The following is a 26,759-nucleotide window of genomic DNA, read 5'->3' as shown; positions in this document are numbered from 1 at the left end:
TCGTCACGAGATGGAAATCGCAGCATGCATGACCTGACGGGCAAGGTCGCCTTCATCTCCGGCGCTGGATCGGTGGGCGAGGGCTGGGGCAACGGCAAGGCCACCGCCGTGCTGCTGGCGCGCCAGGGCGCGACGATCTACGGCACCGACATCGACAAGGAAGCGGCCGAGGAGACCAGGCGGCTGATCGAGGCCGGGGGCGGCACCTGCTTCGCGACGGGCGTCGATATGACCCGGGCCGCCGATGTCGAGGCGGCGGTGGCCGATTGCCTCGCGCGCTTCGGGCGCATCGACATCCTGATCAACAATGTCGGCGGCTCGGCGCCCGGCGATCCCGTCTCGATGACCGAGGAGGTCTGGGACTTCCAGCTCGACCTCAACCTGAAGACCGCCTTCCTCGCCTGCAAATATGTCATCCCCGCCATGGAGCGGCAGGGCGGCGGGGCCATCGTCAACCTGTCGTCGATCGCCGGCGTGCGTGTGCTGGCGGGCCGGCCGCATGTCGCCTACACGACCACCAAGCTCGGCATTCTCGGCTTCTCGCGCTCGATCGCCGTGACCTATGCGAAGCAGCACATCCGCTGCAATACGGTGATCCCCGGCCTGATGCATACGCCGCTGGTGGAGCACCGTCTGGCGAAGACGGTGGCGGGCGGCGACGCGGAGGCGCTAATCGCGGCCCGCAACGCGCAGGTGCCGACCGGCAAGATGGGCGATGCCTGGGACGTGGCGCAGGCCGTGCTGTTCCTCGTCTCGGACGAGGCGCGCTACGTCACCGCCGCCGAGATCGCGGTGGATGGCGGGTTGTCAGCGATCAGCCGCTGATTATTCCGCCGCCTGTTTGTCGAAACTGCCGCGCGCGTGCCGCTTCGGCTTCGCTGCGACCTTGAGCGCCTCGAAATCCGCGCGGTCCTTCACGGCGTTGCGCAGCGCCTGATCCTTGCCGGGCAGGTATTGCGGCGGCTGGTGAATGTCGATGCCGTACCAGGCGGCCGCCTTCAGCATGAAGGAGGGATCGGCGAGATGCGGCCGGCCGAGGGCGACGAGATCGGCGCGGCCGGCGGCGAGGATCGTGTTCATCTGGTCGGCCGAGGTAATGTTGCCGACGCACATGGTCTTCACGTCGGCCTCGTTGCGGATGGCATCGGAGAACGGCGTCTGGAACATGCGGCCATAGACCGGCCTGCTCTTCGGCGTGGTCTGGCCGGTCGAGACGTCGATGAGATCGACGCCGGCTTCCGTGAATGCACGGGCGATGGCGATGGAATCGGCTTCCGTGATGCCGCCTTCGGCCCAGTCGGTCGCCGAGATGCGCACCGACATCGGCTTCTTCGCCGGCCATGCCGCCCGCATCGCCTGGAAGACGCGGAGCGGGAATTTCAGGCGGTTCTCAATGGGGCCGCCATAGCCGTCCGTGCGGGTGTTGGTGAGCGGTGACAGGAAGGAGGCGAGCAGGTAGCCGTGGGCCGAGTGCAGTTCCAGCATGTCGAAGCCGCAGCGGATGCCGCGTTCCGTCGCCGCGACGAACTCCCCGACGATCCGGGCCATGCCGGCCTCGTCGAGTTCCGCCGGCACCTGACTGTCGGGGTAGTAGGGGATGGGCGAGGCCGAGACGACGGGCCACGCACCTTCGGCCAGCGGCCGGTCCATGCCGTCCCACATCAGCTTTGTCGCGCCCTTGCGCCCGGCATGGCCGAGCTGGAGGCAAATCTTCGCCGTTGAGTTGGCATGGGCGAAAGCGACGATCCGCTTCCACGCCGCTTCCTGCGGGTCGGTCCAAAGGCCCGCGCAGCCGGGTGTGATGCGCGCATCCGGCGCGATGCAGACCATCTCGGTATAGACGAGCCCAGCGCCGCCGATGGCCCGCGCGCCATAATGCACGGTGTGCCAGTCGGTCGGCATGCCGTCTTCGGCGGAATACATGCACATGGGCGAGACCACGGCGCGGTTCTCGATGGTCATGTCGCGGAGCCGCAGCGGCTGGAACAGCGGCGGGCGCGGCTTTTCGAGATCGGCGCCCGGCACACCCTCGGCGAACATGCGGTCGGCGGTGGCGATGAAATCCGGCGCGCGCAGCTTCAGGTTCTCGTAGGTGATGGCCTTGGAGCGGGTCATCAGGCCGAAGGCGAACTGGCGCGGGTCCATGTCCCAGAACCGGTCGAGATGCTCGAACCAGACAAGCGAGACATCGGCCGCGTGCTGGGTACGCTCCACCTCTTCGCGCCGGTCGGTCTCGTAGCTCGCGAGCGCTTCTTTCACGGCGCCCTTCGCCCGGAACGCGTCGAACAGGGCGATGGAATCCTCCATGGCGAGCTTGGTGCCGGCGCCGATAGAGAAATGCGCCGTGCCCTTGGCATCGCCGATCAGGACCACATTGTCCTTCACCCAGCGCTTCGAGCGGATCATCGGAAACTGCCGCCACAGCGAGCGGTTGGTGATCAGCTGATGACCGGCGAGTTCCTCCGCGAAAATGCCTTCGAGGAAACGCGCCGACGCTTCCTCGTCCATCGCGTCGAGGCCAGCGCGGGCGAAAGTGTCGGGATCGGTCTCGATCACCCAGGTCGAGCGGCCGGGTTCGTACTGGTAGGTGTGGGCGATGAAGATGCCGTATGGCGTCTCGCGGAAGAAGAAGGTGAAGGCGTCGAGCTCGCGCGTCGAGCCGAGCCAGGTGAACTTGTTGGGGCGCAGGTCAACCTCAGGCAGGAAGTGATCGCGGTTCGCCTCGCGGATGCGCGAATTGATGCCGTCGGCGGCGACGATCAGGTCGTAGCCCGCGAAGGCGGCGAGGTCCGGTTCCACCTCGGTCTGGAATTTCAGTTCGACGCCCAGCGCCTTCGCGCGGTTCTGCAGCAGGACAAGTAATTGTTGGCGTGAGCAGCCGCAGAAACCGTTGCCGCCGATGCGATGGACCGTATCCTTGAAGCGGACCTCAATGTCGTCCCAATAGGCGAAATGGTCGGTGATCGCCCGGTAGCTCTCGGCGTCGTAACGCTCGAAAATGTCCAGCGTTGCGTCGGAGAAGACCACGCCGAAACCGAACGTATCGTCGGGGCGATTGCGCTCGACGACGGTGATCTCGGCTGCCGGCCGCCATTTCTTCATCAGGATGGCGAAATAGAGCCCGCCGGGGCCGCCGCCGATCACCGCGATGCGCATGGCCTGATCCTCGTCCCGGTCGCCGGAAAATAGTTTAGGCTTAAAATAATTGCCGGCAAGCGCGCGGATGCCTCTTGCCCGAAAATATTTGAAGCCTAAAACATTCTGTCAGGAGGCCGCGATGCCGACCCGACCCGACGATGCCGGATCATCCGCCTGCCTGCCGCTCGCCGGCAAGCGCGCCCTCGTCACCGGCGGCGGGCGCGGCATTGGCCGGGCCATCGCCAGGGCGCTGACGGGGCAGGGTGCCCATGTCACCGTACTCGGCCGCAGTCAGGGGCCGCTCCGCGAGGCCGTGGAAGCGGGCGATGCGGCCGCTCATGTCGTCGCCGACGTGACCGACCCGGAGGCGCTGCACGCCGCCATCGCGTTTGCCGGTCCGCTCGACATTCTCGTCAACAATGCCGGCCATGCCGAGACCGCACCGGCAAAGCGCATGGACCGCGCGCTGTTCGACCGCATGATCGCTATCAACCTGACCTCTGTCTTCGACGGCATCCGCCTCGCGTTGCCGGGCATGGTGGAACGGGGACAGGGCCGCATCGTCTCGGTCGCCTCGACGGCGGGCCTCACCGGCTATCCCTATGTCTCAGCCTATTGCGCGGCGAAGCACGGCGTCGTCGGCCTCACGCGCGCGCTGGCGAAGGAGGTGGCGACTTCGGGCGTCACCATCAACTGCGTCTGTCCCGGCTTCACCGAGACCGACCTCGTTGCCGGCTCCATCGACACCATCGTCGCGAAGACCGGCCGGAGCCCCGATGCCGCGCTCGCCGACCTCACCAAGACCATGCCCATCGGCCGCCTCGTGAAGCCGGAGGAGGTGGCCGCCGCCGTCCTCTGGCTCGTGTCCGACGTGGCAGCAGCCGTGACCGGCATCGCCCTGCCGGTGGCCGGCGGAGAAATCTGAAGGAAACGCCATGCTTTCAGCGACCCACCGCATCCCCCATCGCCAGAAGCTCGCCGACTGGCAGTCCACGCATTTCCTCTGGGAGGTGAAGGGCAAGGTCGCGACCATCACGCTGAACCGTCCCGAGCGGAAGAATCCGCTGACCTTCGAGAGCTATGCCGAGCTCGGCGACCTGTTCCGCGCGCTCGCTTTCGATACATCGATCAAGACGATCGTCGTCACCGGCGCGGGCGGCAATTTCTGTGCCGGCGGCGATGTGTTCGAGATCATCGAACCGCTGACCGGCCGAGACATGCCGGGCCTCCTCCAGTTCACCCGCATGACCGGCGAACTGGTGAAGGCGATGCGCGCCTGCCCGCAGCCGATCGTCTCCGCCATTGACGGCATCTGCGTCGGCGCGGGCGCGATCATCGCCATGGCCTCGGACCTGCGCGTCGGCACGCCGAAGGCCAAGGTCGCCTTCCTGTTCAACAAGGTCGGTCTGGCCGGCTGCGACATGGGCGCCTGCGCGATCCTGCCGAGGATCATCGGGCAGGGCAGGGCAGCCGAGCTTCTCTACACCGGCCGCATGATGGGCGGCGAGGAAGGCCATGCCTGGGGCTTCTTCAACCGCCTCGCAACATCCGAAACCGTGCTCGCCGAAGCAACCGCGCTCGCCGACGAAATCTCCGCCGGCCCGACCTTCGCCAACGGCATCACCAAGCGCATGCTGCATATGGAATGGACCATGTCGGTGGACGAGGCCATCGAGGCCGAGGCCATGGCGCAGGCCATCTGCATGGACACCAAGGACTTCCGCCGCGCCTTCGAGGCCTTCGCGGCGAAGACCAAGCCGGTCTTCGAGGGGGACTGACATGCTCCCCGCCGATCTCCTCGCGCTGCCCTTCTTCGAGGATCGCCACCGCGACTACGCGGCGCGGCTGGCCGAATGGGCGGCCCGCGAAGTGCCGCCGCTGGTCGATCACCATGACGTGGACGGCTCATGCCGCCGCCTTGTCGCGGCCATGGGCGCCGCGCGCTGGCTGAGGGCCTGCGTGCCGGGCGATCAGGGCGGGCTGACCGAGAACCTCGACGTCCGGACGCTGTGCATCACCCGCGCCACGCTCGGCTATGTCGAAGGGCTCGCGGATTTCGCCTTCGCCATGCAGGGGCTCGGCACCGGCGTCATCTCGCTGTTCGGCACGGCGGCGCAAAAGGCTGCTGCCTGCCCGCCGGTTCGCGACGGCACGGCCATCGCGGCTTTCGCCCTGTCGGAGCCCGATGCCGGCTCGGATGTGGCAGCCCTGTCCACGACGGCAACGAAGGTCGATGGCGGCTGGCGGCTGGACGGCACCAAGACCTGGATCTCCAACGGCGGCATCGCCGATCGCTATGTCGTCTTCGCCCGTACCGGCGAGGCACCGGGGGCGCGCGGCATATCCGCCTTCATCGTCACTCCGGACATGCCGGGCTTCACGGTCGCCGAGCGGATCGACGTGATCGCCCCGCATCCGCTGGCGACGCTCAAATTCGACGACTGCCGCCTGCCGGAGGACGCATTGATCGGCAAGCCGGGTGGCGGCTTCGCCATGGCCATGGCCAATCTCGACATCTTCCGCCCGACGGTGGCCGCCGCCGCCCTCGGCATGGGCTATCGCGCGCTCGACGAGGCAACGCGCCGCGCGAAGGATCGCCACATGTTCGGCGCGCCGCTCGCCGATCTTCAACTGACGCAGGCTTCGCTCGCCGATTCCGTCGCCGAGCTCGAAGCCTCGGCGCTGCTCGTGTTCCGGGCCGCCTGGGCCAAGGATCAGGGCAAACCGCGCATCACGAAAGAGGCGGCCATCGCCAAGATGGTCGCGACAGAAAATGCCCAGAAGGTCATCGACCGGGCGATCCAGGTCTTCGGCGGCCTGGGCGTCAAGAAGGGCGAGAAGGTGGAGGAACTGTACCGGGAGATCAGGGCGCTGCGCATCTACGAGGGGGCGACCGAGGTTCAGAAGGTCGTCATCGCGCGCGCGCATTTGGCGGAAGCCGAAGTGGCGAAAGTCGCCGGCTAGGAGGAACGATGGTCGCCTCAGCCCATGTCGACACGTTCGCGGCCCGTGGCTTGCCTGCCGCCGAAGCGCAGCCGGTCTTCCTGTTCGACCGGCCGGAGCTTGTCTATCCCGAGCGCCTCAACTGCGTGACCGAGTTCGTCGATCGCCATGTCGCCGAGGGACGTGGCGACCGGATCGCTGTCATCGCGCCCGATGGCACGCGCTGGACCTACGTGGACCTCGCCCGCGAAACAGATCGCGTCGCCAATGTGCTGGTGAGCGATCTCGGCCTCGTCACGGGCAATCGCGTGCTGCTGCGCGCGCCCAACAATCCGATGATGGTCGCGGCCTATCTGGCGGTGATCAAGGCAGGCGGCATCGTGGTGGCCACCATGCCGCTGCTGCGCGCCAAGGAACTTCGCCAGATCGTCGACAAGGCCGAGGTGGCGCTGGCACTCTGCGACGATCGCCTCATCGACGAATTGCAGAAGACGGTGGGCACCTCGGCCGTCCTGAAGCGCATCGTGTCCTTCGGCGAACTGAAGGTGATGGCGGCCTCTGCCCCCGACACTTTCGTCGCGGTCGACACGGCCCGCGACGACGTCTGCCTGTTCGGCTTCACGTCGGGCACCACCGGCCAGCCGAAATGCACCATGCATTTCCATCGCGACCTGCTCGCCATCTGCGACGCCTATGCACGCAACGTGCTGAAGCCCACGGCCGATGATCGCTTCATCGGCTCGCCGCCGCTCGCCTTCACCTTCGGGCTCGGCGGCCTCGTGCTGTTCCCGTTCCGTGTCGGGGCGTCCACAGTGCTTCTGGAGAAGGCGCCGCCCGGCGAGCTGCTGCCCGCCATCGCCCAGTACCGGCCGACCATCTGTTTCACCGCGCCGACCGCCTACCGCGCCATGATCTCCTCGCTGAAGGAGCACGACTGGCGGAGCTTGAGGAAATGCGTCTCGGCCGGTGAGGCCCTGCCCAAGGCGACCTTCGACGCCTGGCGGGAGGCGACCGGGATGGAGCTCATGGACGGCATCGGCGCGACCGAAATGCTGCACATCTTCATCGCCGCCCCGGAGGGGAAGATCAGGCCGGGCGCGACCGGCCTTCCCGTGCCGGGCTATGAAGCGAAGGTCGTCGGCCCTGCGGGCGAAGACCTTCCGCCCGGCGCGCCCGGCCGCCTTGCCGTACGCGGACCGACCGGCTGCCGCTATCTCTCCGACGAGCGGCAGGCAAGATACGTCGAGAATGGCTGGAACATCACCGGCGACACCTATCTGGCCGATGCCGACGGCTATTTCTGGTACCAGGCACGCAACGACGACATGATCGTCTCCGCCGGCTACAACATTGCCGGCCCCGAGGTGGAGGCGGCGCTGATGGCGCACCCGGCGGTGGCCGAGGCTGGCGTCGTTGGTCAGCCATGCCCCGAGCGCGGCATGATCGTGAAGGCCTATGTCGTGGTGAAACCCGACGCGACGGTGACCCCGGCGCTCGCCGTCGAGCTGCAGATCTTCGTCAAGAACGAGATCGCGCCTTACAAATATCCCCGCGAGATCGCCTTCGTGGACCGGCTGCCGCGCACCGAGACCGGCAAGCTCCAGCGCTTCGCGCTGCGCGCCGAAGCCGCGCGCGAGGCGGTTGAACGCGATGCCACCAAGGCGGCGGAACGAACGAGATGAGCAAGCCCGTGAAACCCGTGATCCCCATGCTGCTCGCCGACGAGGACGAGCGCCCCGTCACCCTCAACCCCGAGGGCTGGCTGAAGCCTGTCGGCTATGCCAACGGCATGAGCGCGAAGGGGCGCATCGTCGTCACCGGTGGCGTGGTTGGCTGGGATCTGATGGGCAAGTTTCCGGAGGACTTCGCGGGGCAGGCGCTTCAGTGCTTCAGCAACATCAAGGCGATCATCGAGGCGGGCGGCGCCAGCGTCTCGCACATCGTGCGGCTGACCTGGTACGTGACCGATGTCGAGGAGTACCTCGCCAACCTGAAGCCGCTCGGCAAGGCCTACCGGGCGATCTTCGGCCAGCACTATCCGGCCATGGCCGTGGTGCAGGTGGTGCGGCTGGTGGAGAAGGCCGCGAAGATCGAGATCGAGGCGACGGCGGTGGTTGCGGAGTAGCGGTAGCCGTTCCTACGCCGCCATGCCCGGGCAAGCCCGGCCATGACGGGAAGTGTCTTTCGCGACGAAGAAGCGTCGATGCCGCTCAGTCGTGAATGCGGATCACCGCCTCGATCTCGACCGTGATCCCCATCGGCAGCGAGCCCATGCCGACCGCAGAGCGGGCGTGGCGGCCACGCTCGCCGAGCACCGCCACGACAAGGTCGGAGAAGCCGTTGATGACGCGCGGATGATCGCCGAAGTCGGGCGTGCCGTTGACCATGCCGAGCACCTTCAGGAACTCGACCTTGGACAGATCCCCGCCGGCCGCCGCCTTGGCCGAGGCGAGAAGCTGGAGGCCGACGAGCTTGGCGTGCTCATAGGCGGTCTCCACCGTGACATTGCCGCCGACCTTGCCGGTATGCAGCGAGCCGTCGGCCTTCCGCGGCCCCTGTCCCGCGAGATAGGCGATATCGCCGTCGCGCTTGAACGGCACGTAGTTGCCGGCGGGCGTCGGCGTCGCCGGCAGGATCAGGCCCATCTGGGCAAGCTTGTCTTCGGGGCTCATCGGACTGTCTCTCCGGCATGCGGGGCAGGGACTGTGGCCGGCCGCGGCCTCGTCTGGCAAGGCCGGGGTCGGCGCGCGTCCCGGTGGCGGATCAGCGCAGCTTGCCGCGCGCGGCGACGGGCAGGATGCCGACGATTTCCTCGCCGCGCACCATCACCACCTCGTCCACCATGTTGACGACGACGCAGACATGGTTCGGCACGATGCGCACGACGTCGCCGACCTTGGGCCGCTCGTTGCATTTGGCGAGGTCGAGGAAGCCGTGCTCCTCGGCGAACTTCGCGATCCGCGCCTCGGGGTGCTCAAGGATCAGGCCAAAACCGTCGAGCCCGCCGCCGGGGTCCGACGTCAGCGTCTTGGAGCCGGCATCGAGGATGCCGCGGTCGGCGCCCGCGCGGCTGACCACGGTCGCGTAGACGGTGAGCGCGCAGTCATCGAGCGTCGCGACGCCCGCCGCCACCTGCATGCGGTCGTTGTAGATGTAGGTGCCCGGGCGGTGTTCGGTCGCGCCCTTCAGTTTGCCGAGGTTCTTCAGGTTCGGCGAGCCGCCAGTCGAGACGATCTCGGCCTCAAGTCCTTCGAGGCGGATGCCGGCCAGCGCCGTGTCGAGGAACTTCTGCGCCTCCGGCCAGCCATCCTCGGTCGGGTACATCATGAAGCCTTTGAAGGCGAGGCCGGGCGAGGCGGCGATCAGCTTGGCGAGTTCGATCGCCTCGCCCGGCGTTTCGACGCCCGCGCGCTTGCGGCCGGTGTCGCATTCGATGACGACGCCGAGCGGCCGGCCGGCAATGCCGGCGGCTTTCGGCAGGTCGCCGATGACCGTGGCGTTGTCGGCGGCGACGGTCACGGTGGCCGTCTCAAGCAGCCGGCCGAGGCGTGCCATCTTCTCCTCGCCGAGGAGGTTGTAGCTGATCAGGATGTCGTCGATGCCGGCGGCCGCCATCACCTCGGCCTCGCCGATCTTCTGGCAGGTGATGCCCTTCGCGCCTGCCGCGATCTGTAGCTTCGCGAGCTCCGGGCTCTTGTGGGTCTTGATGTGCGGCCGGTTGGCAAGGCCCGCCTTGTCGCACTGGGCCTGCACGCGGGCGATATTGGCCTCCACGCGATCCATGTCGATCACAAGAGCGGGCGTTCCATATTCGCGGGCGATCTTGGCGGCGAGCGTCGTCGTCATGTCATGTCCCGTTCAAACGTGCAGGTAGCGGTCCTTCAGGTCGGGGCTGGCGATGAAATCCGCGCCGGTCCCTTCCCAGACGATCCGGCCCTTTTCCAGGATCAGATGCCGGTCCGCCAGTTTGACCAGAGCATCGACGTTCTTGTCGATGACCAGGATCGACTGGCCGTCCTGCTTGAGGCGCTGGAGGCAGGCCCAGATTTCGGCCCGAATGACGGGGGCCAGCCCTTCCGTCGCTTCATCCAGCACGAGCAGCTTCGGATTGGTCATCAGCGCGCGGCCGATGGCCAGCATCTGCTGTTCGCCGCCGGAGAGCTGGTTGCCCATGTTGCGACGGCGTTCCTTCAGGCGCGGAAAGAACGCGTAGACGCGTTCCAGCGTCCAGGGTTTCGCGCTGGCGAGACGGTCCGAGGCGGTCGCGACGAGGTTTTCCTCGACGTCGAGGTTCGGGAAAATCTGGCGCCCCTCGGGCACGAGGCCAAGCCCGGCCTGCGCCACCTTGAAGGGTGGGCGGCCCGCGAGCGCGACACCGTCCACGTCAATCGCGCCGGCGGCCGGCTTCAGCAGGCCGAAGACCGATTTGACGGTGGTCGTCTTGCCCATGCCGTTGCGGCCGAGCAGCGTGACCACCTCGCCCCTGGCGATGCCGAACGAGACACCGAACAGAACCTGCACGTCGCCGTAGCCGGCTTCGAGGTTGGAAACGCTCAGCATGCTATTCCGCCGCCTCCACGCGGGGCGCCGAGGCGCGCGCGACACTCGCCTTGGTGCGTGCCAGAAGGCTCATCAGCGCCTCGCGCTCGCCGGGCTCCAGATCGCCGAGCAATTCGCGCACCCAGGCGCCGTGCTCGCGCGCCATACGGACGAAATCCTCATGACCCTTCTCGGTCATGGCTATGCGCTGCACGCGTCCGTCCTTCTCGTCGCGGCGGCGCTCGACATAGCCCTGTTCGGCGATGCGGGCGACGAGGCCGGTGACATTGCCGTTGGTGACCATCATGCGCCGGGAAATCTCACCGAGCGTCATGCCCTCCGGCGACTTGTCGAGCTGCGCCAGCAGGTCGAAGCGCGGCAGGGTGATCTGGAAGCGGTCGGCGAGCCGCCGCCGGATCTCGCGCTCGATCATGTTCGTGCAGGTCAGAAGCCGCAGCCACAGCCTGAGTTCGGGGCGCGCGTCGCGCGGCTGGTGGGCGAGGCGAGTTTCGGCGTCCAGTGTCTCGGGCAGGTCGGCATCGCTCATGCGAATTCCTCCTCGCCCAGATAGGCCTCGCGCACGACGGGATCGGCGCGCACCAAATCCGGCGTGCCGGACGCGATGACGCGGCCGTAGACCAGCACGGAAATGCGGTCGGCGAGACGGAACACGGCGTGCATGTCGTGCTCGACCAGCACCATGGGGTAGCGCCCCTTCAGCGCCATGAGCACATCGACCATGCGCTCGGTCTCTTCGCGGCCCATACCGGCCATCGGCTCGTCGAGTAGCAGCAGCTTCGGCTCGGCGACCAGCGCCATGGCGATCTCGAGCTGACGCTTCTCGCCGTGGGAGAGGCTTGCCGCGCCCGCCCGCGCGCGCGGGGCGAGGCCGACCTGCGCGAGCGCGGCCATCGCCCGATCGTTGAGCGTGTCTTCGGCGTCGGCCCGGCCGAAGAAGCAGAACGACGATCCGGCATGAGCCTGCGCGGCGGTCGCGACATTCTCGATGACCGAGAAGCCCGGCAGAACCTGCGTGATCTGGAACGAGCGGGTGAGGCCCGCCAGCGCCCGCCGGTGAACGGGCCAGCGGGTGATATCCTCGCCCGCGAAGGTCACTGCGCCGGCGTCCAGCGGCACCTCGCCGGTGATCTCGCCGATCAGCGTCGTTTTGCCCGCGCCGTTCGGTCCGATGACCGCATGGATTTCGCCGGGGGCGATGTCGAGCGTCACGCCGTCGGTGACCTTCAGAGCGCCGAAGGATTTGTGCAGGCCGCGAAGGGAGAGAATGGGCGCGGTCATCGTCCGCCCCCCCGGTCCAGCAGCTTCACGATGCCGCCGCGCGCGAAGATCGCGACCAGCACCACCAGCGGGCCGAAAATCGCCTTCCAGTGCTGCGTCACGCCCGCCAGCCACTCTTCGATCAGCGTCACGCCGATGGCGCCGATGATCGCACCGTGCAGCGTGCCCATGCCGCCGGCCACCACCATGGCGATGAACTCGCCGGAGCGCTGCCAGGTCATGTAGGCGGGCGCGACGAACAGGCCGAGATTGGCGAACAGCGCGCCCGCCAGCGCGCAGATCGCGCCGGAGATGACATAAGCGGCGAGGCGATAGCGGAACGGGTCGAAACCGAGCGCGCGCATCCGCCGCTCGTTCTCCTTGGCGCCGCGCAACACCCGGCCGAAGCGCGAGGCGACGATGGCTTTCAGCAGCAGGTAGCAGCCGGCGAGCGTGCCGAGCACGACGAAATAGAAGGTGGCCTCGTTGGCGAGGATGCGCGTGCCGAACAGTTCCGACCGGTGGAACATGCGCAAGCCATCGTCGCCGCCATAGGCGGAGAGGCTGGTGGCCGTGAAGAAGGCCATCTGCCCGAAGGCCAGCGTGATCATGATGAAATAGACGCCGCGCGTCTTCAGCGAGATCGCGCCCGTGACGAGGGCGAAAGCCGCGCCGACGAGGATAGCCACGGGGAAGGCGATGCCCGCCTCGACAATGCCGTGCTCGAACAGGATCGCCACCGCATAGGCGCCGAGCCCGAGAAAGGCGGCGTGGCCGAAGGAGACCATCGCGCCGTAGCCGAGGATCAGGTCCAGCGACAGGGCCGCGATGCCCATGATCATGGCGCGCGAGACGAGGCCGAGCACGAAGCGTTCCGGCCAGATCAGCGGCACGACGGCGAGGGCGAGAAAGACGAGCGCGGGCAGCCACCAGCGCCGCCAGAGCGGCGGGGCGGCAGTGGGTGCGGCGAGGGTGATGTCGGCCATGGTTCAGCCCTTGGCCGGAAACAGGCCGGTCGGCCGGAAGAACAGCACGGCGGCCATCAGGATGTAGATCGACATGGAGGCGATGGCGGGCCCGATGGTGCGCGCGTCGGAGGGCGAGAGGCCGGTCATGCGCAGGAGATCGACCGAGAAGGAGCGCAGCAGCGTGTCGACGAGGCCGACGAGCAGCGCGCCGATGAAGGCGCCGCGGATCGAGCCGATGCCGCCGATGACGATGACGACGAAGGCGAGGATCAGGAGGTTGTCGCCCATGCCGGGTTCGACCGAGAAGACCGGCGCGGCCATGCTGCCGGCAAAGCCCGCCAGCATGGCGCCGAAGCCGAAGACGATCATGAACAGGCGGCGGATATCGACGCCGAGCGCCGAGACCATCGGCGCATTGGTCGCGCCCGCGCGGATCAGCATGCCGACCTTGGTCTTGGCGACGACCAGATAGAGCCCGAGCGCGACCGCGAGCCCGGACAGAATGATCGCCAGCCGCCAGACGGGGTAGAGCACGCCGTCGGCGATGCGGATCGAGCCGGACAGTGCGGCGGGAATCGGCACCTGCAGGGGCGCGGCGCCCCAGACGATCTTCACGCCCTCGTTGAGGAACAGGATCAGGCCGAAGGTCGCCAGCACGTGGTCGAGATGGTCGCGGTCATAGAGATGGCGCATCACTGCGACTTCGAGCAGCAGGCCGAAGGCGAGGGCGGTGATCAGCGCGAGCACGAGGCCAATGAAGAAATCGCCGGTCCAGGCGACGAACATCGCCGCGAGATAGGCGCCCAGCATGTACTGCACGCCATGGGCGAGATTGATGAAATCCATGACGCCGAAGACCAGCGTTAGCCCGGCCGCGATCAGGAACAGCAGGATGCCGAGCTGCAGCCCGTTCAGCGTCTGGATGATGAGGAGGGTGGAGGACATGGGCACCGTCTTGTGAACCCTCTCCCATGGGGAGAGGGTGCCTGCGGGGCAGGCGGGCGAGGGGAATGCCCTTCGTTGGAACGCGTCGGGGCCGATGCCTGCTAGGGAACTTGGTGGCAAAAGACCGGATGGTCCGCACCTCTCACCCGGCGCCTCCGGCACCACCCTTTCCTCACGGGAGAGGGTGGTTCATCGCATCGAGCCCGCTCACCACCGCATCGGACACTGCGCGGCGTAGACGTCCGTGTAGTTCTCGAAGATGCGCTCCACGATCTCGGTCTGGAACTTGCCGTCCGGCCGCTTGGCGGCGCGCACGGTGTAGAAGTCCTGGATCGGATAGTGGTTGTTGGCGAAGCGGAAGCGGCCGCGCAGCGAGGTGAAGTCGGCCTTGCGGAGCGCCGTGCGCACGGCGGCGCGGTCGGTGAGGTTGCCGTTGGTGGCGCGCACCGCGCTGTCGATCAGCATGGCGGCGTCATAGGCCTGCATGGCGTAGGACCCCGGCACTGAGCCGAAGGCCGCCTCGTAGTCGGCGACGAATTTCTTGTTCTGCGGGTTGTCCATGTTCGGCGCCCAGGTCATGCCGGCGATCATGCCGATCGCGGCGTCCTGCTGGGCGGGCAGGGTGGATTCGTCCACCGTGAAGGCCGAGAGGAACGGCACGCGTTGGGTGAGGCCCGCCTGTCCGTACTGGCGCACCAGGTTCACGCCCATGCCGCCGGGCATGAAGGTGAACAGGCCGTCGGCGCCAGAGGAGCCGATGCGGGCGAGTTCGGCGGCGAAGTCGAGATGGTTCAGCGGCACATAGACCTCGTCGGCGATCTCGCCGCGGAAATGCCGCTTGAAGCCGGCCATGGCGTCGCGCCCGGCCTGATAGTTCGGGGTCAGCAGGAAGACCTTCTTCATGGCGCGGCGCTGGGCATAGGCGCCGAGAACCTCGTGAACCTGATCGTTCTGGTAGGAGGTGACGAAGAAGTTCTCGTGGCAGCCGCGGCCGGCGAAGCTCGACGGGCCGGCATTGGCGCTGATCAGGAAGGCGCGCTGCGAATTGACCACCGGCGCGTGGATGGCCTGGAGGATGTTCGAGAAGATCGGGCCGACGACGAAATCGACGCGGTCGCGGTCGAGGAGTGCCTGAACGCGCTGCACGGCGACATCGGGCTTCAGTTCGTCGTCCACGACGATGACCTGCACCTCGCGCCCGCCCATCCGGCCGCCCAGCTGGCGCACCGCGAGCTGGAGGCCGTCACGCGCCTGCTGACCCAGCACGGCAGCAGGACCCGATAGCGTCTGGATCACGCCGATGCGGATCGGCTCCTGCGCATGGGCGGCGGCCATGCCGAACAGGCCGGCGGCGCCGAGCGCCAGTGTTGCAAGGATACGCTTCATCGAAAACCTCCCACCCCGAGGATGCCTCAGGTCCAAAGCCGCTCCCGGGCTTGTCCGTGGTCGCGGCCGATGCCAAGGCATTATCGTTGCGGAATCGCCGTGAACAAGCCCGCCCGCGCAAAATATTTTAAGTGTAAAATAATTCGGCAGGAGAGACCGAATGTTGCTTACCGATCATGCAGACGGCAAGCCCCGCTGCTGGTGGCCCGGCCATGATCCCCTGTATGTCGCCTATCACGACACCGACTGGGGCGTTCCGGAGCGCGACGACCGCGCGCTGTTCGAGAAGCTGATCCTCGACGGCTTCCAGGCCGGCCTGTCGTGGATCACCATCCTCAGGAAGCGCGAGCATTTCCGGAACGTCTTCGACGGGTTCCGGCCGGATGTCATCGCCGGCTACGGACCGGACAAGGTCGAGGCGCTGATGGCCGATCCCGGCATCATCCGCAACCGTGCCAAGATCGTCGGCACCGTGAAGTCCGCCGGCATCTACTGCGACATGATGGCAAGGGGGCAGGGCTTCTCGGACTATCTCTGGGGCTATGTCGACGGTCGCCCGCTTCAGCCGAATTTCAAGGACCGGTCGCAGGTGCCGACCGAGACCGAGGTCGCGCAGCGGATATCGAAGGACCTGAAGAAGCGCGGCTTCACCTTCGTCGGTCCGACCATCGTCTATGCGTTCATGCAGGCGGTCGGCATGACCAACGACCACATGACCGGCTGCTTCCGGCATGAGGAGGTGAAGGCGCTGGCCTGAGGCGCCTCACTCTCCCTGCGTGCAGACACGGGCGATCTCGCCGACCCGCGTCCGCTCCGTCGTGCTCATCTGGCCGGAGAGCGCCTGGCGCCAGAGCCCGTCGCGCCGGAGACCATCCGCCGTGCATTGGCAGGCGTCCTGACACTCGTCGGCCGCCTTGCCGTTGCTGACGCAGGTACGCATGCAGGCCTCGACGAATGGTCGCGTTTCGGCATCCGCCCGCATAGGGGGAAGCGCGGCCGTCGGGCGCAACCAGACGAAGGCGCTAATCAGCCCGATCAGGACCGGCTGGTGGATCAGGTAGATCGGCAGGCTGCGGCGCCCCATCCACGTGAGCAGCCGCGACGGACGGTCCTCGGCCCGGAAGGCGGCAAGACGTGCGGTCCAGCCCTGCGAAACCGCAATGCGGGCAAGCGCCACGCCGAGCAGCACGAAGCCGAACCACGGCAGGACCGGATAATAGTCGGCGGTGTCGATGGGCAGCTGGCTGAGACCGGTCCAGAGCAGCCAGCGCTGATCCAGTGCCGGAATCGCGATCAGCAGCGGCAATGCGAAACACAGGCCGGCCGCGGCCAGCGTCAGGACCGGTGGCAGGGTCAGGAACGGCAGGGCGATGACGCTGCCGAGGGCGATCAGGTGCAGGATGCCGAAGAAGACGAAAAAGTCCGGCATCCACAGCCATGTGCCGAGCGTCACCAGCGCCGCGCCGCCCGCGACCAGCGCCAGCCGCCTCAGGAAGGCCGGCCAGTTGATCTCCTGCTGCGTCGCCAGCACGAGGCTGACACCCACCAGCGTCAGGAACGAGCCGCCGATGGCTCCGGCAAACAGCCGCCAGCCCGGGCTGTTCGCAACATCGGTGGCGATCAGCCGGAAGGTCGAAAGGTCATAGGCGGCGTGGAAGATCACCATGGCGACGATGGCGATGCCGCGCGCCACGTCGATTCCCGCGATCCGCGGCGGTGGCGCGCTCGGTGCCGGACGCTCGAAGGCGGCTGGTGTCATGTCGTCTCCTCGCTGGCCGGGGCCGGGAATGCCTAGCCCGCAGGGCTGCTGCCGTCCACCGGCAGCGGCGCCGCAATCGCCCCTTGCCGGCGCGGGGCGAACCGGTCACAACGCGGCGCATGCCGCCAAGGTTGCCTTCGGTCCGCAAGGCCGCGAAATCCGCAAGCCCGCGTGCGTGGCAGCGCATGCTGTCCGGCCGCCGCCTGGACCTGCTCGATCCCTCGCCGCTGGACGTGGAGATCGAGGACATCGCGCACGGGCTCGCGCGCGTGGCGCGCTGGAACGGCCAGACGACGGGTCCGCACATCTTCTCGGTCGCGCAGCACAGCGTGCTGGTCGAGGACATCGCGGTCAGGATCGAGCCGGGCCTCGAACCGCGCTGGCGCCTCGCTGTGCTGCTGCACGACGCGCCGGAATATGTCGTCGGCGACATGATCTCGCCGTTCAAGGCGGTGATCGGTGGCGACTACAAGGCGGTCGAGGCGCGGCTGATGGCAGCGATCCACATCCGTTTTGGCCTGCCGCCGGAACCGCCGGCCGGGATCGCCGCTCTGACCAAGCGGGCCGACAAGGTCGCCGCCTTCCTGGAGGCGACGCAGCTCGCCGGTTTCTCGGTGGACGAGGCGACGGCCATCTTCGGGGCTCCCGCCGGAATATTCGGCGGCGCGAAAGGCGTGCCGCCGCGGCTGTCGCCTCTTGACGCGGAGGCCGCCAAGGCGGCTTTTCTGGAGCGCATCTCAGCCCTCGGCGGCTGACATTCGCGCCGTCATCGAATCAGTGTTGATTCGATGACGCCAACCACCTCCGAGGAACCACCGTGGAAGTTCACGTCTGCTCGCTGTCGCGTCTTGCCTCCACCGTCGAGGCGACCGGCGCGCGCCATGTCGTGACCCTCATCAACCAGAATACCGTGGTGCCGCGGCCGGTTTCGGTCGCGGAGGCGGATCACCTGTTCCTCGGCATGAACGACATCGTCGCGCCGATGGACGGATATGTGGCCCCGGGAGCCGCCCATGTCGAGAAGCTGCTCGGCTTCGTCGATGGCTGGTGGCGCGATCATGGACGGGAAAGCCCCATCGTCATCCATTGCTGGGCCGGCATCAGCCGCTCGACGGCGGCGGCCTTCATCACCGCCTGCATGGTCAATCCGGGCGACGACGAGGCGCTGATCGCCAGCGAACTCAGGCGTCTGAGTCCGAGCGCGACGCCAAATATCCGCCTCGTTGCGCTCGCCGACGACATGCTCCGCCGCGACGGGCGCATGGTCGCGGCCATCGAGGCCATCGGCCGCGGCCGCGACGCTTTCGAGGGCGATCCGTTCAGCCTCAGGCTCGCGCGCTGAAACGTCGCGCCGGCGCGCGGCATCGCGGCGAAACGTTCGTCAGGCTCCTGAGGTGGTGAAACTGCCGTATGCTGCGGCACCCGTCGCAAGAATCGGCAATCCGGAGCCGCTGAACCATGGATTTCGTCGTCGGCATCCTCTTTGCCCTGGCTCTGGTGCTGGCCTTCCCGGTACTGGCGGTGATCGCCTTCGTCAGGTCGGGCGAACTGCGGCGTCGCCTGGCCGATACCGATATCCGTCTGAAACAGGTGGAAACCGAGCTGGCCTTGATGAAGGCCGCCGGCATGCAGGCCGCCGGCATGCAGGCCGGTTCCATGGCTGTGTCGCAGCCAGTGGCCGAGGTCGCGCCGCCGGTTGTTGCGGAACCGCCGCCTGCCGCCGTCGAGCAGCCGCTCGTCGTTGAGCCGGAAACGCCGATTGAGACGTCAGCACCAGAGCCCGCTCGGTTCGGCCGCACGGTGCCTGCATTCATCAGCAGCGAGCCCGTGGCGGCGGTCGATCCGGTCACTGAATCGTCGGTTCCGGCCCAGCCGGCGACGCCCACCGGTCTCGGGGGGCTTGAGGAAACCATCGGCTCCCGCTGGGCCGTCTGGGTCGGCGCGCTGGCGCTCGGTCTCGGCGGCATCTTCCTCGTCCGCTATTCGATCGAGCAGGGGCTCGTCGGACCCGGCATGCGCATCGCGCTCGGCTTCCTCTTCTCGCTGGCGCTGCTGGCCGGTGGCGAATGGCTGCGCCGCACCGACAAGGGCCTGCCGACGCTCCCCGTCGCCGATATTCCCTCGGCGCTGACGGGAGCTGGCGCGGTCGCGGCTTTCGGCACGGTCTATGCCGCCCATGCGCTCTACGAGTTCATCGGCCCAGCCGTGACCTTCGTGCTCCTCGGCGCGGTCGGTCTCGGCACGCTGGTTCTCGCGGGCCTGCACGGGCCGCTGCTCGGCGGTATCGGCCTGATCGCCGCCTTTGCCGCGCCGTTCCTTGTCGCCTCCGAGAATCCGAACCCCTACGTGTTCCCGGTCTATGCGGCCGTGATCACCGCCGCCTGCTTCACGCTTGCCTGGATCAGGAACTGGCCCTGGCTGACCGTCGCCGCGACACTGACCTCCGCCCTGCTGGGCGCACTGGTGATGGTGGCGGGCAGCGGCGGCGCATTGCCGACCCTCGTTCAGGTGCTGGCCGGCCTTGCCACGGCCGCCGTCTTCGTCGTTCCCGGTATCCGCTTCGCGCCGGATCGCGAACGCGGCATCGAACCGCTCGCGACCGCCGTGCTGATCGTCTTCGCCGCCCTCGGCATGCTCGCCGTGATGGAGGGCCGGCAGGAAACCGCCGCCGTCGTCCTGTTCGGGCTCTTCGCAGCCGGGGTCATGGTGCTCACGTGGCGCACGCCGAGCATCGTCCTGGCGGTGCCGGCGACGGGCCTGTTCACCCTGCTGATGCTGCTCTCATGGGCCGCCGGCATGCGCCCGTCGGTCGCCATCGCCGACCCGCTGGGCGTGCCCGCCGATTTCCCCGGCGTCCTGTCGCGCATCGTCTGGGCCGGGACGGCCTTCGCTCTGATGTTTGGCATCGGTCCGGCGGTCATCGGCATCTGGCGCCGCCAGCCGGAGGCGCGCACCGTGCTGGTTCTGGCCGCGACCTCGGTGGCCATGCCGCTGGCGATCCTCGCCATCGTCTATGGCAAGGTGGAGGGCTTCGTCATCTCCCCGCGCTTTGCGGCGCTCGCCATGGTGCTGGCGGCAAGCTTCGGCGCGGCGACGGAAGCTGCCCATCGCCTGCGCTCGGGCTATCGGCCCGGACTGGCCGGAGCGTCGGCGATCTACGCCATCGGCGCGCTCGCGGCGCTCGCCTTCGCGCTCACCCTGCTGCTGGAGCGCGCCTGGCTGACGCTGGCGCTGGCCGCCCTCGTCGCCGGCATTGCCTGGGTCTACACGTTCCGGCCGCTGCCGCAGCTCCGCTGGGTCGCCGCCCTTGCCGGTATCGGCGTCCTGGTGCGCGTTCTCTGGGACCCCGGCATCAATGGCGCGGATATCGGCCAGACCATCGTCTTCAACTGGCTCTTGCCCGGCTACGGCCTGCCGGCGCTGTCGACCGCCGCTGCCGCTTTCCTGCTGCGCCGCCGTCGTGGCGAGGACGCGCCTGTGCAAATCCTCGAAGCGCTCGCCATGGTCTTCTCGGCGCTGCTGATCATCGTGCAGGTGCGCCACGCCTTCGGCGTTCACGGTTTCCGTCTGCTCAGCGCGCGGATGAGCTTCGCCGAGGCCGCGACCCACACGGTGACGATGCTCGCGTTCGGTCTCGGCCTGTCGCGCATCGCGGCGATCCGCACTTCCGGGTTCTGGCAGAACGCGACACTGATCGTCCGCTACCTGTCATGGGCGTGGATCGTGCTGGTCATGGGCGTGGTGATGAATCCGTGGGCGTCGGGCGCCCAGGTCGGCGCCCATCCTGTCTTCAACTGGGCGCTGCTCGGCTATGGCTTCGGCGCGGTTCTGGCGGTCGGCTCCGCCATGTTCGAGCGCGCGGCGGGCCGACGCACCGAGGGGCGGATCATGGGCCTGATCGGCACGGGCATGATGTTCAATTACCTGAACATCACGGTCTCGATGCTGTTCTCCGGCGAGGTCGGCTTCCACGACATGTCCAGCGCCGAGCTCTACACCTACTCGGCCCTGTGGCTTGCGGTCGGGCTGGCCCTGCTTGGCGCGGGCGCGTGGCTCGGCAGCCGGACGCTGCGGCTCACCTCGGCGGCGCTGGTGGCGCTCGCGGTGCTGAAGGTGTTCCTGATCGACATGGCGGGGCTGACCGGGCTCTGGCGCGCCCTGTCCTTCATCGGCCTCGGCCTTGTCCTGCTGCTCGTCGGGCGCATCTACCAGCGGGTGCTGGGCATCGCGCAGGTGCGCGCCACCGCTCAGCCGGGCGGCCCGGCTTGAGGCCTAGAGGTCGGCGATGCCGGCCTTGCCAGCCTCGGTGCCGAAGGCGACGGACTTGCCGTCGTCCCGCCAGGCCAGCGCCGTGACGGCATCGCCGTCCGGCTCGCGCATGAGGATTTCCGCGCCGTCCTCGATCCGCGCCAGCAGGATCAGGCCATCGGCGAAGCCGACCGCGCAGATGCCGGCGATCGGGTGCCCGGCGACCTGCGTCACCTTCACGCCCGCCTTCGCGCCCGGCGCGATCATGGTTGGGTTCGCGCCCATCGGCCCGTTCTTGCCGGTGAACGGCCAGAGGATGGCTTCGGCCGCGCCAGCGGTCGCCAGGAATTTGCCGCCGGTCGTCCACGACACCGACCGCACCTTGCCGGGATAGCCGGACATGCGCATGTGCTGGTTGTCCTCCAGCCGCCAGCCGTGGAGCTGCGGCTCCTGCATCGTGGTCACGACGAAGCGCTGGTCGTGGCTGACCGTGATGCCGAGATGCGAGCCCTTCCACTCCAGCGAGACCGGCTTGCCGTCGGTGTTCGGATACCAGAGACTTGCGCCGTTATAATGCGCGATGGCGAGGCGGAAGCCCTTGGGGAAGAAGGCGAGACCGCCGGCGGCCGATGGCAGCGCCAGCGTCTTCGGCTCGCCCTTCCCCTGGCTCGCGAACACCTTGCGCCCGGCGCTCCAGGCCAGCGCGCCGTTCGGGCCGAGCGCGACATGGTCGACCCAGGTTCCGCCCGTGTCGTGAACGGTCGTCGCGCCGGCTTTGGGCGTGAAGCTGACGACGCGGCCGTCGTCGCCTGACGTCAGCAGCATGTTGCCGTTGGAGGCCGAGTCGAGAATGCCGCCATCGTGCAGGCTCACGCGCGCGTCATTGCCGTCCGCGACGATGATCTCGCCGGAGACGAGGACCAGGATCGGCACGGATTTGAGGAAATGGGCCGATAGGACCTGCTCGCCGGCTTCGAGATGGCGGATGCGGTCGCGGACCGAGGGGCGGGATGCGGTCGTCATGGCGCCTTGCTATCTCAAGCCTTGCCCAAAGGCGAGGGCGAGCCGCATGGCCGGCGGCCACCTTCCCCTTTGACATCCGTGCGGCTCTCGTTCATGCCAGCGCCCGCTTTGCGAGGAGACGAGCATTTGGCCAGCGGAACCCCGACACAGGTAGCCCCCACTCTCGGCTTCGACGCGATCCAGGATCTGGCGCGCGCGATTCCGTTCAAGCCGCGCCTGTCACGCTTCATCTTTCTGCGCCACGGCGAGACCGAGGGTAACCGCAAGGGCGTCTACCAGTTTCCGGAGACGCCGCTGAACCCCGCCGGCGAGGCGCAGGCGGCGGAAGCCGCCGCTGTCCTGGCGCTTGCCTCCATCAGCCGCGTCGTCGCGAGCCCGATGATGCGGGCCTGGCGCACCGCCGCCGTCGTCACCGATGGCCGCGATATCACGCCCGAGCCGGATGGCGGCCTGCAGGAGCGCCTCTATGTCGGCCTGTTCGGCACGCCCGTCGGCACGCTCGACTGGCGCGTCGATCCGCCGGCCTGCGAGACGCTGCAGACCTTCGTCCACCGGACCGGCAATAGCCTCGCGCGCTGGCTGGGGCGGGAGGACGATCCGGACGGCGACCTGCTGCTGGTCGCCCATGGCGGCGTGCTGCTGGTTCTGGCGGCGCTGACCGGCGTCGATGTCCACACGGAACTGCGCCGCAATGCGACGCCGATCCTGTTCACCCACACCAGCGGCGGCTGGGAGGCCACCGCGGCGGGGTGAGGCTCAGCCGACGAGCGCAGATATGATGTCCGTTCGGCTGAAGTCGTCGCCGACGAACAATAGTGGGCAGCCTCGCTCCCGAGCCAGGGCATAAGCGAAGCAGTCGCCGAAATTCAGTCCAGCCGGGTGAACGCCCTTGCCCCATTGACCGTACGCTGCTGCGACAGCGCGTGCCGTCGCAACGCTGACTGGAACGACTTCAATACCGAGCTCGCCGATCAACGCCTCCATCTCGTCGGTGACATTCCTGCGTGCGGCAACGATCATGGCTTCCGCCACGGTCGCTGCCGAGATCAGGCAGTCATCGCTGTGCTCAAGAGCTGCTGAGCAGGCGTTCGCCGCGGGTTCGTTCAGCGCGATCGCCATCAGCGCGGAGGTATCGACCACCATCATTCAGGCATGCCGTCGTCGCCGTAGAGAAAGTCCTGGCTTCGCGCAGCGGAAGACCCGGCAGCGGCCTTGGCAATGGCCATAGCTCTAACCGAGTTCAGGACAGCGCGGCGGCGCGCGCGGTCAGGGCGCTCCTGCACGGGCAAAAGCCGAACGGCAGGGTGCCCGTGGCGCGTCAGAATGACCTCTTCGCCGGCTTCGGCGCGGCGGACGAGATCAGTCAGTTGCCCCTTGGCCTCGCTGACGGAGACTTTCATTCCGCCCTCCTCGGTATCGAAAAATAGACCAATTAATGGTCCATATCAATGCCCATCAGGCCAATTCAAATTCCCGCTTCACCGCCGCCGTGTGCTCGCCGAGTGCCGGCACCGGGCCGAATTGCGGGATCGCGCCGTCGTGCAGCGCGCCCGGCGTCAGGAGCCGCTTGCGGCCGGCGGGCGTGTCGACCTCCATGTAGCGGTTCTGCGGATGCGCCTTCAGGTCGTCCAGCGACGACACCCGGCCATAGGCGACCCTGGCCTTTTCCAGCTTCTCGATGATCGCCTCGCGCGGCTCGCGCGCGAAGACGCCGAGGATGATCGTGTCGAGCGCGGCGCGGTTCGCCACCCGCTTCACATTGGCGTCGAAGCGAGGATCAGCGGCGATGGCGCTGTCGCCCAGCACGTTCTCGCAGAGCGAGGCCCATTCGCGCTCGTTCTGGATCGAGAACAGGACCGCCTTGCCGTCGGCGCAGGGATAGGCGCCGTAGGGCGCGATGGTCGGGTGGTTGAGGCCGGACCGCTGCGGATAGATGCCGCCATAGGCGTATTGCAGGTAGGGCACGTTCATCCAGTCGGCGAGCGCGTGGAACAGCGACACCGCGATATGCCGGCCCTCGCCGGTAATCGACCGGCCGATCAGCGCCTGCAGGATCGCCTGATAGGCGGTCATGCCAGCGGCGATGTCGCAGACGGAGACACCGACGCGCGCGCGGCTGTCGCCTTCCCCCGTGATCTCGGAGAGACCGGACTCCGCCTGCACCAGCAGGTCATAGGCTTTGAGGTGCTGCCAGGGGCCTTCCTCGCCATAGCCCGAGATCGAGCAGGTGATGAGGCGCGGATGCTTGCGGCGCAGTTCCTCGGGGTCGAAGCCGATGCGTTTCAGCGCACCCGGCGCAAGGTTCTGGATGAACACATCGGCCTTGGCGACCATGGCGGCGAGCAGGGCCTGGTCGCCGGCCTCCTTGAGGTCGAGGACGACGGATTCCTTGCCGCGGTTCAGCCAGACGAAATAGGCGCTCTCGCCATCCACCGCATTGTCGTAGCGGCGGGCGAAGTCGCCCTCCTCGCGCTCGATCTTGATGACGCGCGCGCCGGCATCGGCGAGCCGCGAGGCGGCATAGGGCGCAGCGACGGCCTGTTCGACGGAGACGACCAGCAGGCCGGAAAGGTCGGTTTGCGAGGACATGTCGTCGGCTCCGGCCGCCCGAGCGGCGAGGGTTTCAGGTCAGTGGCTTCTCCATAAAGATGCTGTGCGGGCTTGGTCCATAGGGCGGGAAGGGTCCGCAGGGCTGATAGCCGCCGGCGGTATAGAGCGCGAGGGCGCTCGCATTGCGCGGACCCGTCTCCAGGCGGAGCACCGAAAGCCTTTCCCGGCGGGCCTCCGCCTCGATCGCCGCGAGCAGCGCCGCGCCGAGCTTCAGGCCTCGCGCCTCGGATGCGACGAACAGCCGCTTGATCTCTCCGGCAGGCGGTGCGACCAGAACGGCGATGCAGCCGACGGCGACGCCGTCCCGTCGCGCCACGAGGAAACGCACGTCCGGCGCGGCAAGGCGGGCGACGTCGACGGGATGCCGCCCCTCAGCCGGATAGAGCGATGCCGAAAAGTCGTCCGAAGCCGCGATGAGCCGTTGGATGTCGGGCTGAAGCGGCGTTTCGGCGCCGATGACGACGCCTGCGACCATCACCTCTGCCCGTCGCGCCTGGAAATCTGATCCTGCGTTAGTCCGCCCATGCGCGGGTGCGGGCGGCCGCCCGTGGTCATGGCGAGAGCGAACAGGATTTCGTCGGGCTTCGGCGAATCCTGCACCATCAGCGTCACGCCGTCGAAATGCGAGCGCACATAGGCCGCGGTCCGGTGATGGGTCGGCACGTCGAGGATGGCGCCCATGGGGCCGACCTTGGTCATGGACGGCACGATGGCGAGCGCCTCGCCGAGCAGTTCGCGCATGGCGTAGCCGCCGGGAACATGCCAGAGCGCGCCGTGCTCCAGTTCGCCGGCCGCGCCGATGATGGAGCCCTTGCCGTAGGCTTCGATGGCGTTGGCGTCGCCGCCGAGCGCCTTGAGCAGTTTCGTGGAGCATTCGAGGCCGAGCGGCTTCAACTCGTCCATGAACGGCTGGATGTCCTCGACATAGCGGCCGGCAAAGGGGTTCTTCAGGATCGCCGCCACCCAGCCCTTGAGGATCGGCCTTGCCAGCTTCGGCCCGCCGTCGTGGCGGACTTCCTCTACGCCGACGACGATCTTCCTGACATCGATGGTCATGGTTTCATCTCCCTGAGACTTCTGAATTGTCCAAGCGTCACCATCTCACCCTTGAGGGCGAGCGCGGCGTCGCGAATGAGGCCGCGCCGGCGGAACTGTTCGGCGCAGGCGCGCCCGGCTTCCAGCGCTTCGGCGATCCTCGCGGACGTCAATGGCCCGACGCCGGTCGTCACCATGAGGCCGCCGAGGTCGCTGTCGGGATCAAGCTCGTGCGCCGCGCGTCGCGTGATGGCGGGGTCGTCGATATTGACGGCATTGGCCACCAGCGTCGCGGCGACATCGGCCGAGGCGGCGTCGCGCGCGAGGATCGTCACCGAATCTGCGATGCCGAGCGAGAAGGATCGTCCCTGCGCCCCCGACGTCGCGATGCCGCCAATGCCGTCCGTGTCGCGCAGCGTGATGCGGCCGTTCAGCGCGGGAATGGCGCCGCGCGAGAAGTCGGCCGCCACCGCGATCTCCATGGTCTCGCCCTCGGTCAGGTGGATCGCAATGTCGCCGCCATCGTTGACGAAGGCGCGGTCGAGCGGCGCGGCCTCGACCATCGTCTCCATGAGCTCGTCGGCGACCGCGCCCGCCACCGCCGCCATGGGCGTGACGAAGAGGCCGGCATAAGGCCGGCAGGCATTGACCATGCGCTTCGCCACCGGCGTCTCGACGTGCGGGCGCTCGCTCATCGGCCTGCGCAATTCCGTGAGCTCGCCGGCGAGCTCCGGAAGGATGGCGCCGAACCGCGCGATGGCCGCCTGATAGGCATCGCGCACCGCGTTCGCCGCGCCCCAGGCGCGCAGAACCACGTCGATGGGGCCGTGCTGGAGATGCAGCCTGTCGCCGTCGAGGCGCTGCACGACGGGCGCATCCCACATGGC

Annotated in this window: 28 protein-coding genes; 11 read left to right on the top strand and 17 right to left on the bottom strand. The window is 67.8% G+C overall.

From position 1 onward, the window contains the following. The first annotated feature begins 24 nt into the window (after nt 1-24). Entirely contained in the window at nt 25-825 is an 801-nt protein-coding gene (locus JNK84_RS07245; protein WP_293422164.1) for an SDR family NAD(P)-dependent oxidoreductase, read from the top strand. Here JNK84_RS07245 and JNK84_RS07240 read toward each other — a convergent pair whose 3' ends face one another. After that, entirely contained in the window at nt 826-3,156 is a 2,331-nt protein-coding gene (locus tag JNK84_RS07240; protein WP_293422161.1) for a bifunctional salicylyl-CoA 5-hydroxylase/oxidoreductase, read from the bottom strand. 121 nt (nt 3,157-3,277) lie between these two features. On the opposite strand from JNK84_RS07240, the gene JNK84_RS07235 reads away from it, so the two are divergent. Genes JNK84_RS07235 through JNK84_RS07215 form a run of 5 tightly spaced genes read left to right on the top strand, consistent with a single transcriptional unit; the run spans nt 3,278 to nt 8,206 of the window. Beyond that, nucleotides 3,278-4,063 carry an SDR family NAD(P)-dependent oxidoreductase gene (locus JNK84_RS07235; protein WP_293422158.1) on the top strand — a complete coding sequence of 262 codons (786 nt, stop codon included), beginning with the start codon at nt 3,278-3,280 and terminating at the stop codon, nt 4,061-4,063. Nucleotides 4,064-4,073: 10 nt separating this feature from the next. Beyond that, nucleotides 4,074-4,916 (top strand): enoyl-CoA hydratase family protein, encoded by an 843-nt coding sequence (locus JNK84_RS07230; protein WP_293422155.1) that lies wholly within the window; start codon nt 4,074-4,076, stop codon nt 4,914-4,916. A gap of 1 nt (nt 4,917) precedes the next feature. Further along, a complete protein-coding gene (locus JNK84_RS07225) occupies nt 4,918-6,102 on the top strand; it encodes an acyl-CoA dehydrogenase family protein (protein WP_293422152.1) in 1,185 nt (394 codons plus the stop codon). A gap of 8 nt (nt 6,103-6,110) precedes the next feature. Next, the gene (locus tag JNK84_RS07220; protein ID WP_293422149.1) at nt 6,111-7,763 is read left to right on the top strand and encodes an AMP-binding protein; all 1,653 of its coding nucleotides are present in this window, start codon (nt 6,111-6,113) and stop codon (nt 7,761-7,763) included. Beyond that, entirely contained in the window at nt 7,760-8,206 is a 447-nt protein-coding gene (locus JNK84_RS07215; RefSeq protein ID WP_293422146.1) for a RidA family protein, read from the top strand. The genes JNK84_RS07220 and JNK84_RS07215 overlap by 4 nt, the downstream gene beginning before the upstream one ends. Before the next feature lie 85 nt (nt 8,207-8,291). On the opposite strand, the gene JNK84_RS07210 is transcribed toward JNK84_RS07215, so the two are convergent. From JNK84_RS07210 to JNK84_RS07175, 8 genes are all read right to left on the bottom strand, one after another. Beyond that, entirely contained in the window at nt 8,292-8,753 is a 462-nt protein-coding gene (locus JNK84_RS07210; protein WP_293422143.1) for a RidA family protein, read from the bottom strand. Between the two features lie 91 nt (nt 8,754-8,844). After that, the gene (locus JNK84_RS07205) at nt 8,845-9,927 is read right to left on the bottom strand and encodes a D-TA family PLP-dependent enzyme (protein WP_293422140.1); all 1,083 of its coding nucleotides are present in this window, start codon (nt 9,925-9,927) and stop codon (nt 8,845-8,847) included. 12 nt (nt 9,928-9,939) lie between these two features. Next, entirely contained in the window at nt 9,940-10,641 is a 702-nt protein-coding gene (locus JNK84_RS07200) for an ABC transporter ATP-binding protein (RefSeq protein ID WP_293422137.1), read from the bottom strand. 1 nt (nt 10,642) lies between these two features. Continuing rightward, nucleotides 10,643-11,167: a MarR family winged helix-turn-helix transcriptional regulator gene (locus tag JNK84_RS07195; RefSeq protein WP_293422134.1), complete on the bottom strand. Its 525-nt coding sequence runs from the start codon at nt 11,165-11,167 to the stop codon at nt 10,643-10,645. Next, on the bottom strand, nt 11,164-11,919 hold the full coding sequence (locus tag JNK84_RS07190; protein WP_293422131.1) for an ABC transporter ATP-binding protein: 756 nt from the start codon (nt 11,917-11,919) through the stop codon (nt 11,164-11,166). Before JNK84_RS07190 ends, JNK84_RS07195 begins: the two co-directional genes overlap by 4 nt. Beyond that, nucleotides 11,916-12,884 carry a branched-chain amino acid ABC transporter permease gene (locus tag JNK84_RS07185; protein WP_293422128.1) on the bottom strand — a complete coding sequence of 323 codons (969 nt, stop codon included), beginning with the start codon at nt 12,882-12,884 and terminating at the stop codon, nt 11,916-11,918. Before JNK84_RS07185 ends, JNK84_RS07190 begins: the two co-directional genes overlap by 4 nt. A 3-nt stretch (nt 12,885-12,887) precedes the next feature. After that, complete coding sequence (locus JNK84_RS07180) at nt 12,888-13,811, bottom strand: branched-chain amino acid ABC transporter permease (protein ID WP_293422125.1); 924 nt, start codon at nt 13,809-13,811, stop codon at nt 12,888-12,890. A gap of 207 nt (nt 13,812-14,018) precedes the next feature. Beyond that, complete coding sequence (locus JNK84_RS07175) at nt 14,019-15,197, bottom strand: ABC transporter substrate-binding protein (RefSeq protein ID WP_293422122.1); 1,179 nt, start codon at nt 15,195-15,197, stop codon at nt 14,019-14,021. A 160-nt stretch (nt 15,198-15,357) separates the two neighbouring features. Between JNK84_RS07175 and JNK84_RS07170 the strand changes: the two genes are divergently transcribed. Beyond that, complete coding sequence (locus JNK84_RS07170) at nt 15,358-15,954, top strand: DNA-3-methyladenine glycosylase I (protein ID WP_293422119.1); 597 nt, start codon at nt 15,358-15,360, stop codon at nt 15,952-15,954. Between the two features lie 6 nt (nt 15,955-15,960). Here the strand turns inward: JNK84_RS07170 and JNK84_RS07165 are convergent, their stop codons facing one another. Beyond that, nucleotides 15,961-16,956: a DUF1624 domain-containing protein gene (locus tag JNK84_RS07165; protein WP_293422116.1), complete on the bottom strand. Its 996-nt coding sequence runs from the start codon at nt 16,954-16,956 to the stop codon at nt 15,961-15,963. 185 nt (nt 16,957-17,141) lie between these two features. Between JNK84_RS07165 and JNK84_RS07160 the strand changes: the two genes are divergently transcribed. The 3 genes from JNK84_RS07160 (at nt 17,142) to JNK84_RS07150 (ending at nt 21,225) form a co-directional block, all read left to right on the top strand. After that, entirely contained in the window at nt 17,142-17,711 is a 570-nt protein-coding gene (locus tag JNK84_RS07160; RefSeq protein ID WP_441343209.1) for a hydrolase, read from the top strand. A gap of 62 nt (nt 17,712-17,773) precedes the next feature. Then, entirely contained in the window at nt 17,774-18,298 is a 525-nt protein-coding gene (locus tag JNK84_RS07155; protein WP_293422110.1) for a tyrosine phosphatase family protein, read from the top strand. 116 nt (nt 18,299-18,414) lie between these two features. Then, nucleotides 18,415-21,225 carry a DUF2339 domain-containing protein gene (locus JNK84_RS07150; RefSeq protein ID WP_293422107.1) on the top strand — a complete coding sequence of 937 codons (2,811 nt, stop codon included), beginning with the start codon at nt 18,415-18,417 and terminating at the stop codon, nt 21,223-21,225. A gap of 3 nt (nt 21,226-21,228) precedes the next feature. Here JNK84_RS07150 and JNK84_RS07145 read toward each other — a convergent pair whose 3' ends face one another. Beyond that, on the bottom strand, nt 21,229-22,227 hold the full coding sequence (locus JNK84_RS07145) for a WD40 repeat domain-containing protein (RefSeq protein WP_293422104.1): 999 nt from the start codon (nt 22,225-22,227) through the stop codon (nt 21,229-21,231). 126 nt (nt 22,228-22,353) lie between these two features. Here JNK84_RS07145 and JNK84_RS07140 point away from each other — a divergent pair, with 126 nt between their 5' ends. Next, entirely contained in the window at nt 22,354-22,980 is a 627-nt protein-coding gene (locus JNK84_RS07140) for a histidine phosphatase family protein (protein ID WP_293422101.1), read from the top strand. Between the two features lie 3 nt (nt 22,981-22,983). Here the strand turns inward: JNK84_RS07140 and JNK84_RS07135 are convergent, their stop codons facing one another. Genes JNK84_RS07135 through JNK84_RS07110 form a run of 6 tightly spaced genes read right to left on the bottom strand, consistent with a single transcriptional unit; the run spans nt 22,984 to nt 26,756 of the window. Next, entirely contained in the window at nt 22,984-23,373 is a 390-nt protein-coding gene (locus tag JNK84_RS07135) for a type II toxin-antitoxin system VapC family toxin (protein ID WP_293422098.1), read from the bottom strand. After that, entirely contained in the window at nt 23,370-23,627 is a 258-nt protein-coding gene (locus tag JNK84_RS07130; protein ID WP_293422095.1) for a type II toxin-antitoxin system Phd/YefM family antitoxin, read from the bottom strand. The genes JNK84_RS07135 and JNK84_RS07130 overlap by 4 nt, the downstream gene beginning before the upstream one ends. A 55-nt stretch (nt 23,628-23,682) precedes the next feature. Further along, nucleotides 23,683-24,816, bottom strand: a complete 1,134-nt coding sequence (locus JNK84_RS07125) for a CaiB/BaiF CoA transferase family protein (RefSeq protein ID WP_293422092.1) — start codon at nt 24,814-24,816, stop codon at nt 23,683-23,685. Nucleotides 24,817-24,850: 34 nt separating this feature from the next. Further along, nucleotides 24,851-25,312, bottom strand: coding sequence for a GNAT family N-acetyltransferase (locus tag JNK84_RS07120; protein ID WP_293422089.1), 462 nt, complete (start codon nt 25,310-25,312; stop codon nt 24,851-24,853). Beyond that, a complete protein-coding gene (locus JNK84_RS07115; protein WP_293422086.1) occupies nt 25,312-25,893 on the bottom strand; it encodes an amino acid synthesis family protein in 582 nt (193 codons plus the stop codon). The genes JNK84_RS07120 and JNK84_RS07115 overlap by 1 nt, the downstream gene beginning before the upstream one ends. Further along, complete coding sequence (locus JNK84_RS07110; RefSeq protein ID WP_293422083.1) at nt 25,890-26,756, bottom strand: UPF0280 family protein; 867 nt, start codon at nt 26,754-26,756, stop codon at nt 25,890-25,892. The genes JNK84_RS07115 and JNK84_RS07110 overlap by 4 nt, the downstream gene beginning before the upstream one ends. Nucleotides 26,757-26,759 lie beyond the last annotated feature (3 nt).

This window comes from Phreatobacter sp., assembly GCF_016793595.1.
Classification (GTDB): domain Bacteria; phylum Pseudomonadota; class Alphaproteobacteria; order Rhizobiales; family Phreatobacteraceae; genus Phreatobacter.
The sequence above is the reverse complement of the archived record's forward strand: the minus strand, read 5'-3'. Positions and strand labels throughout refer to the sequence as shown.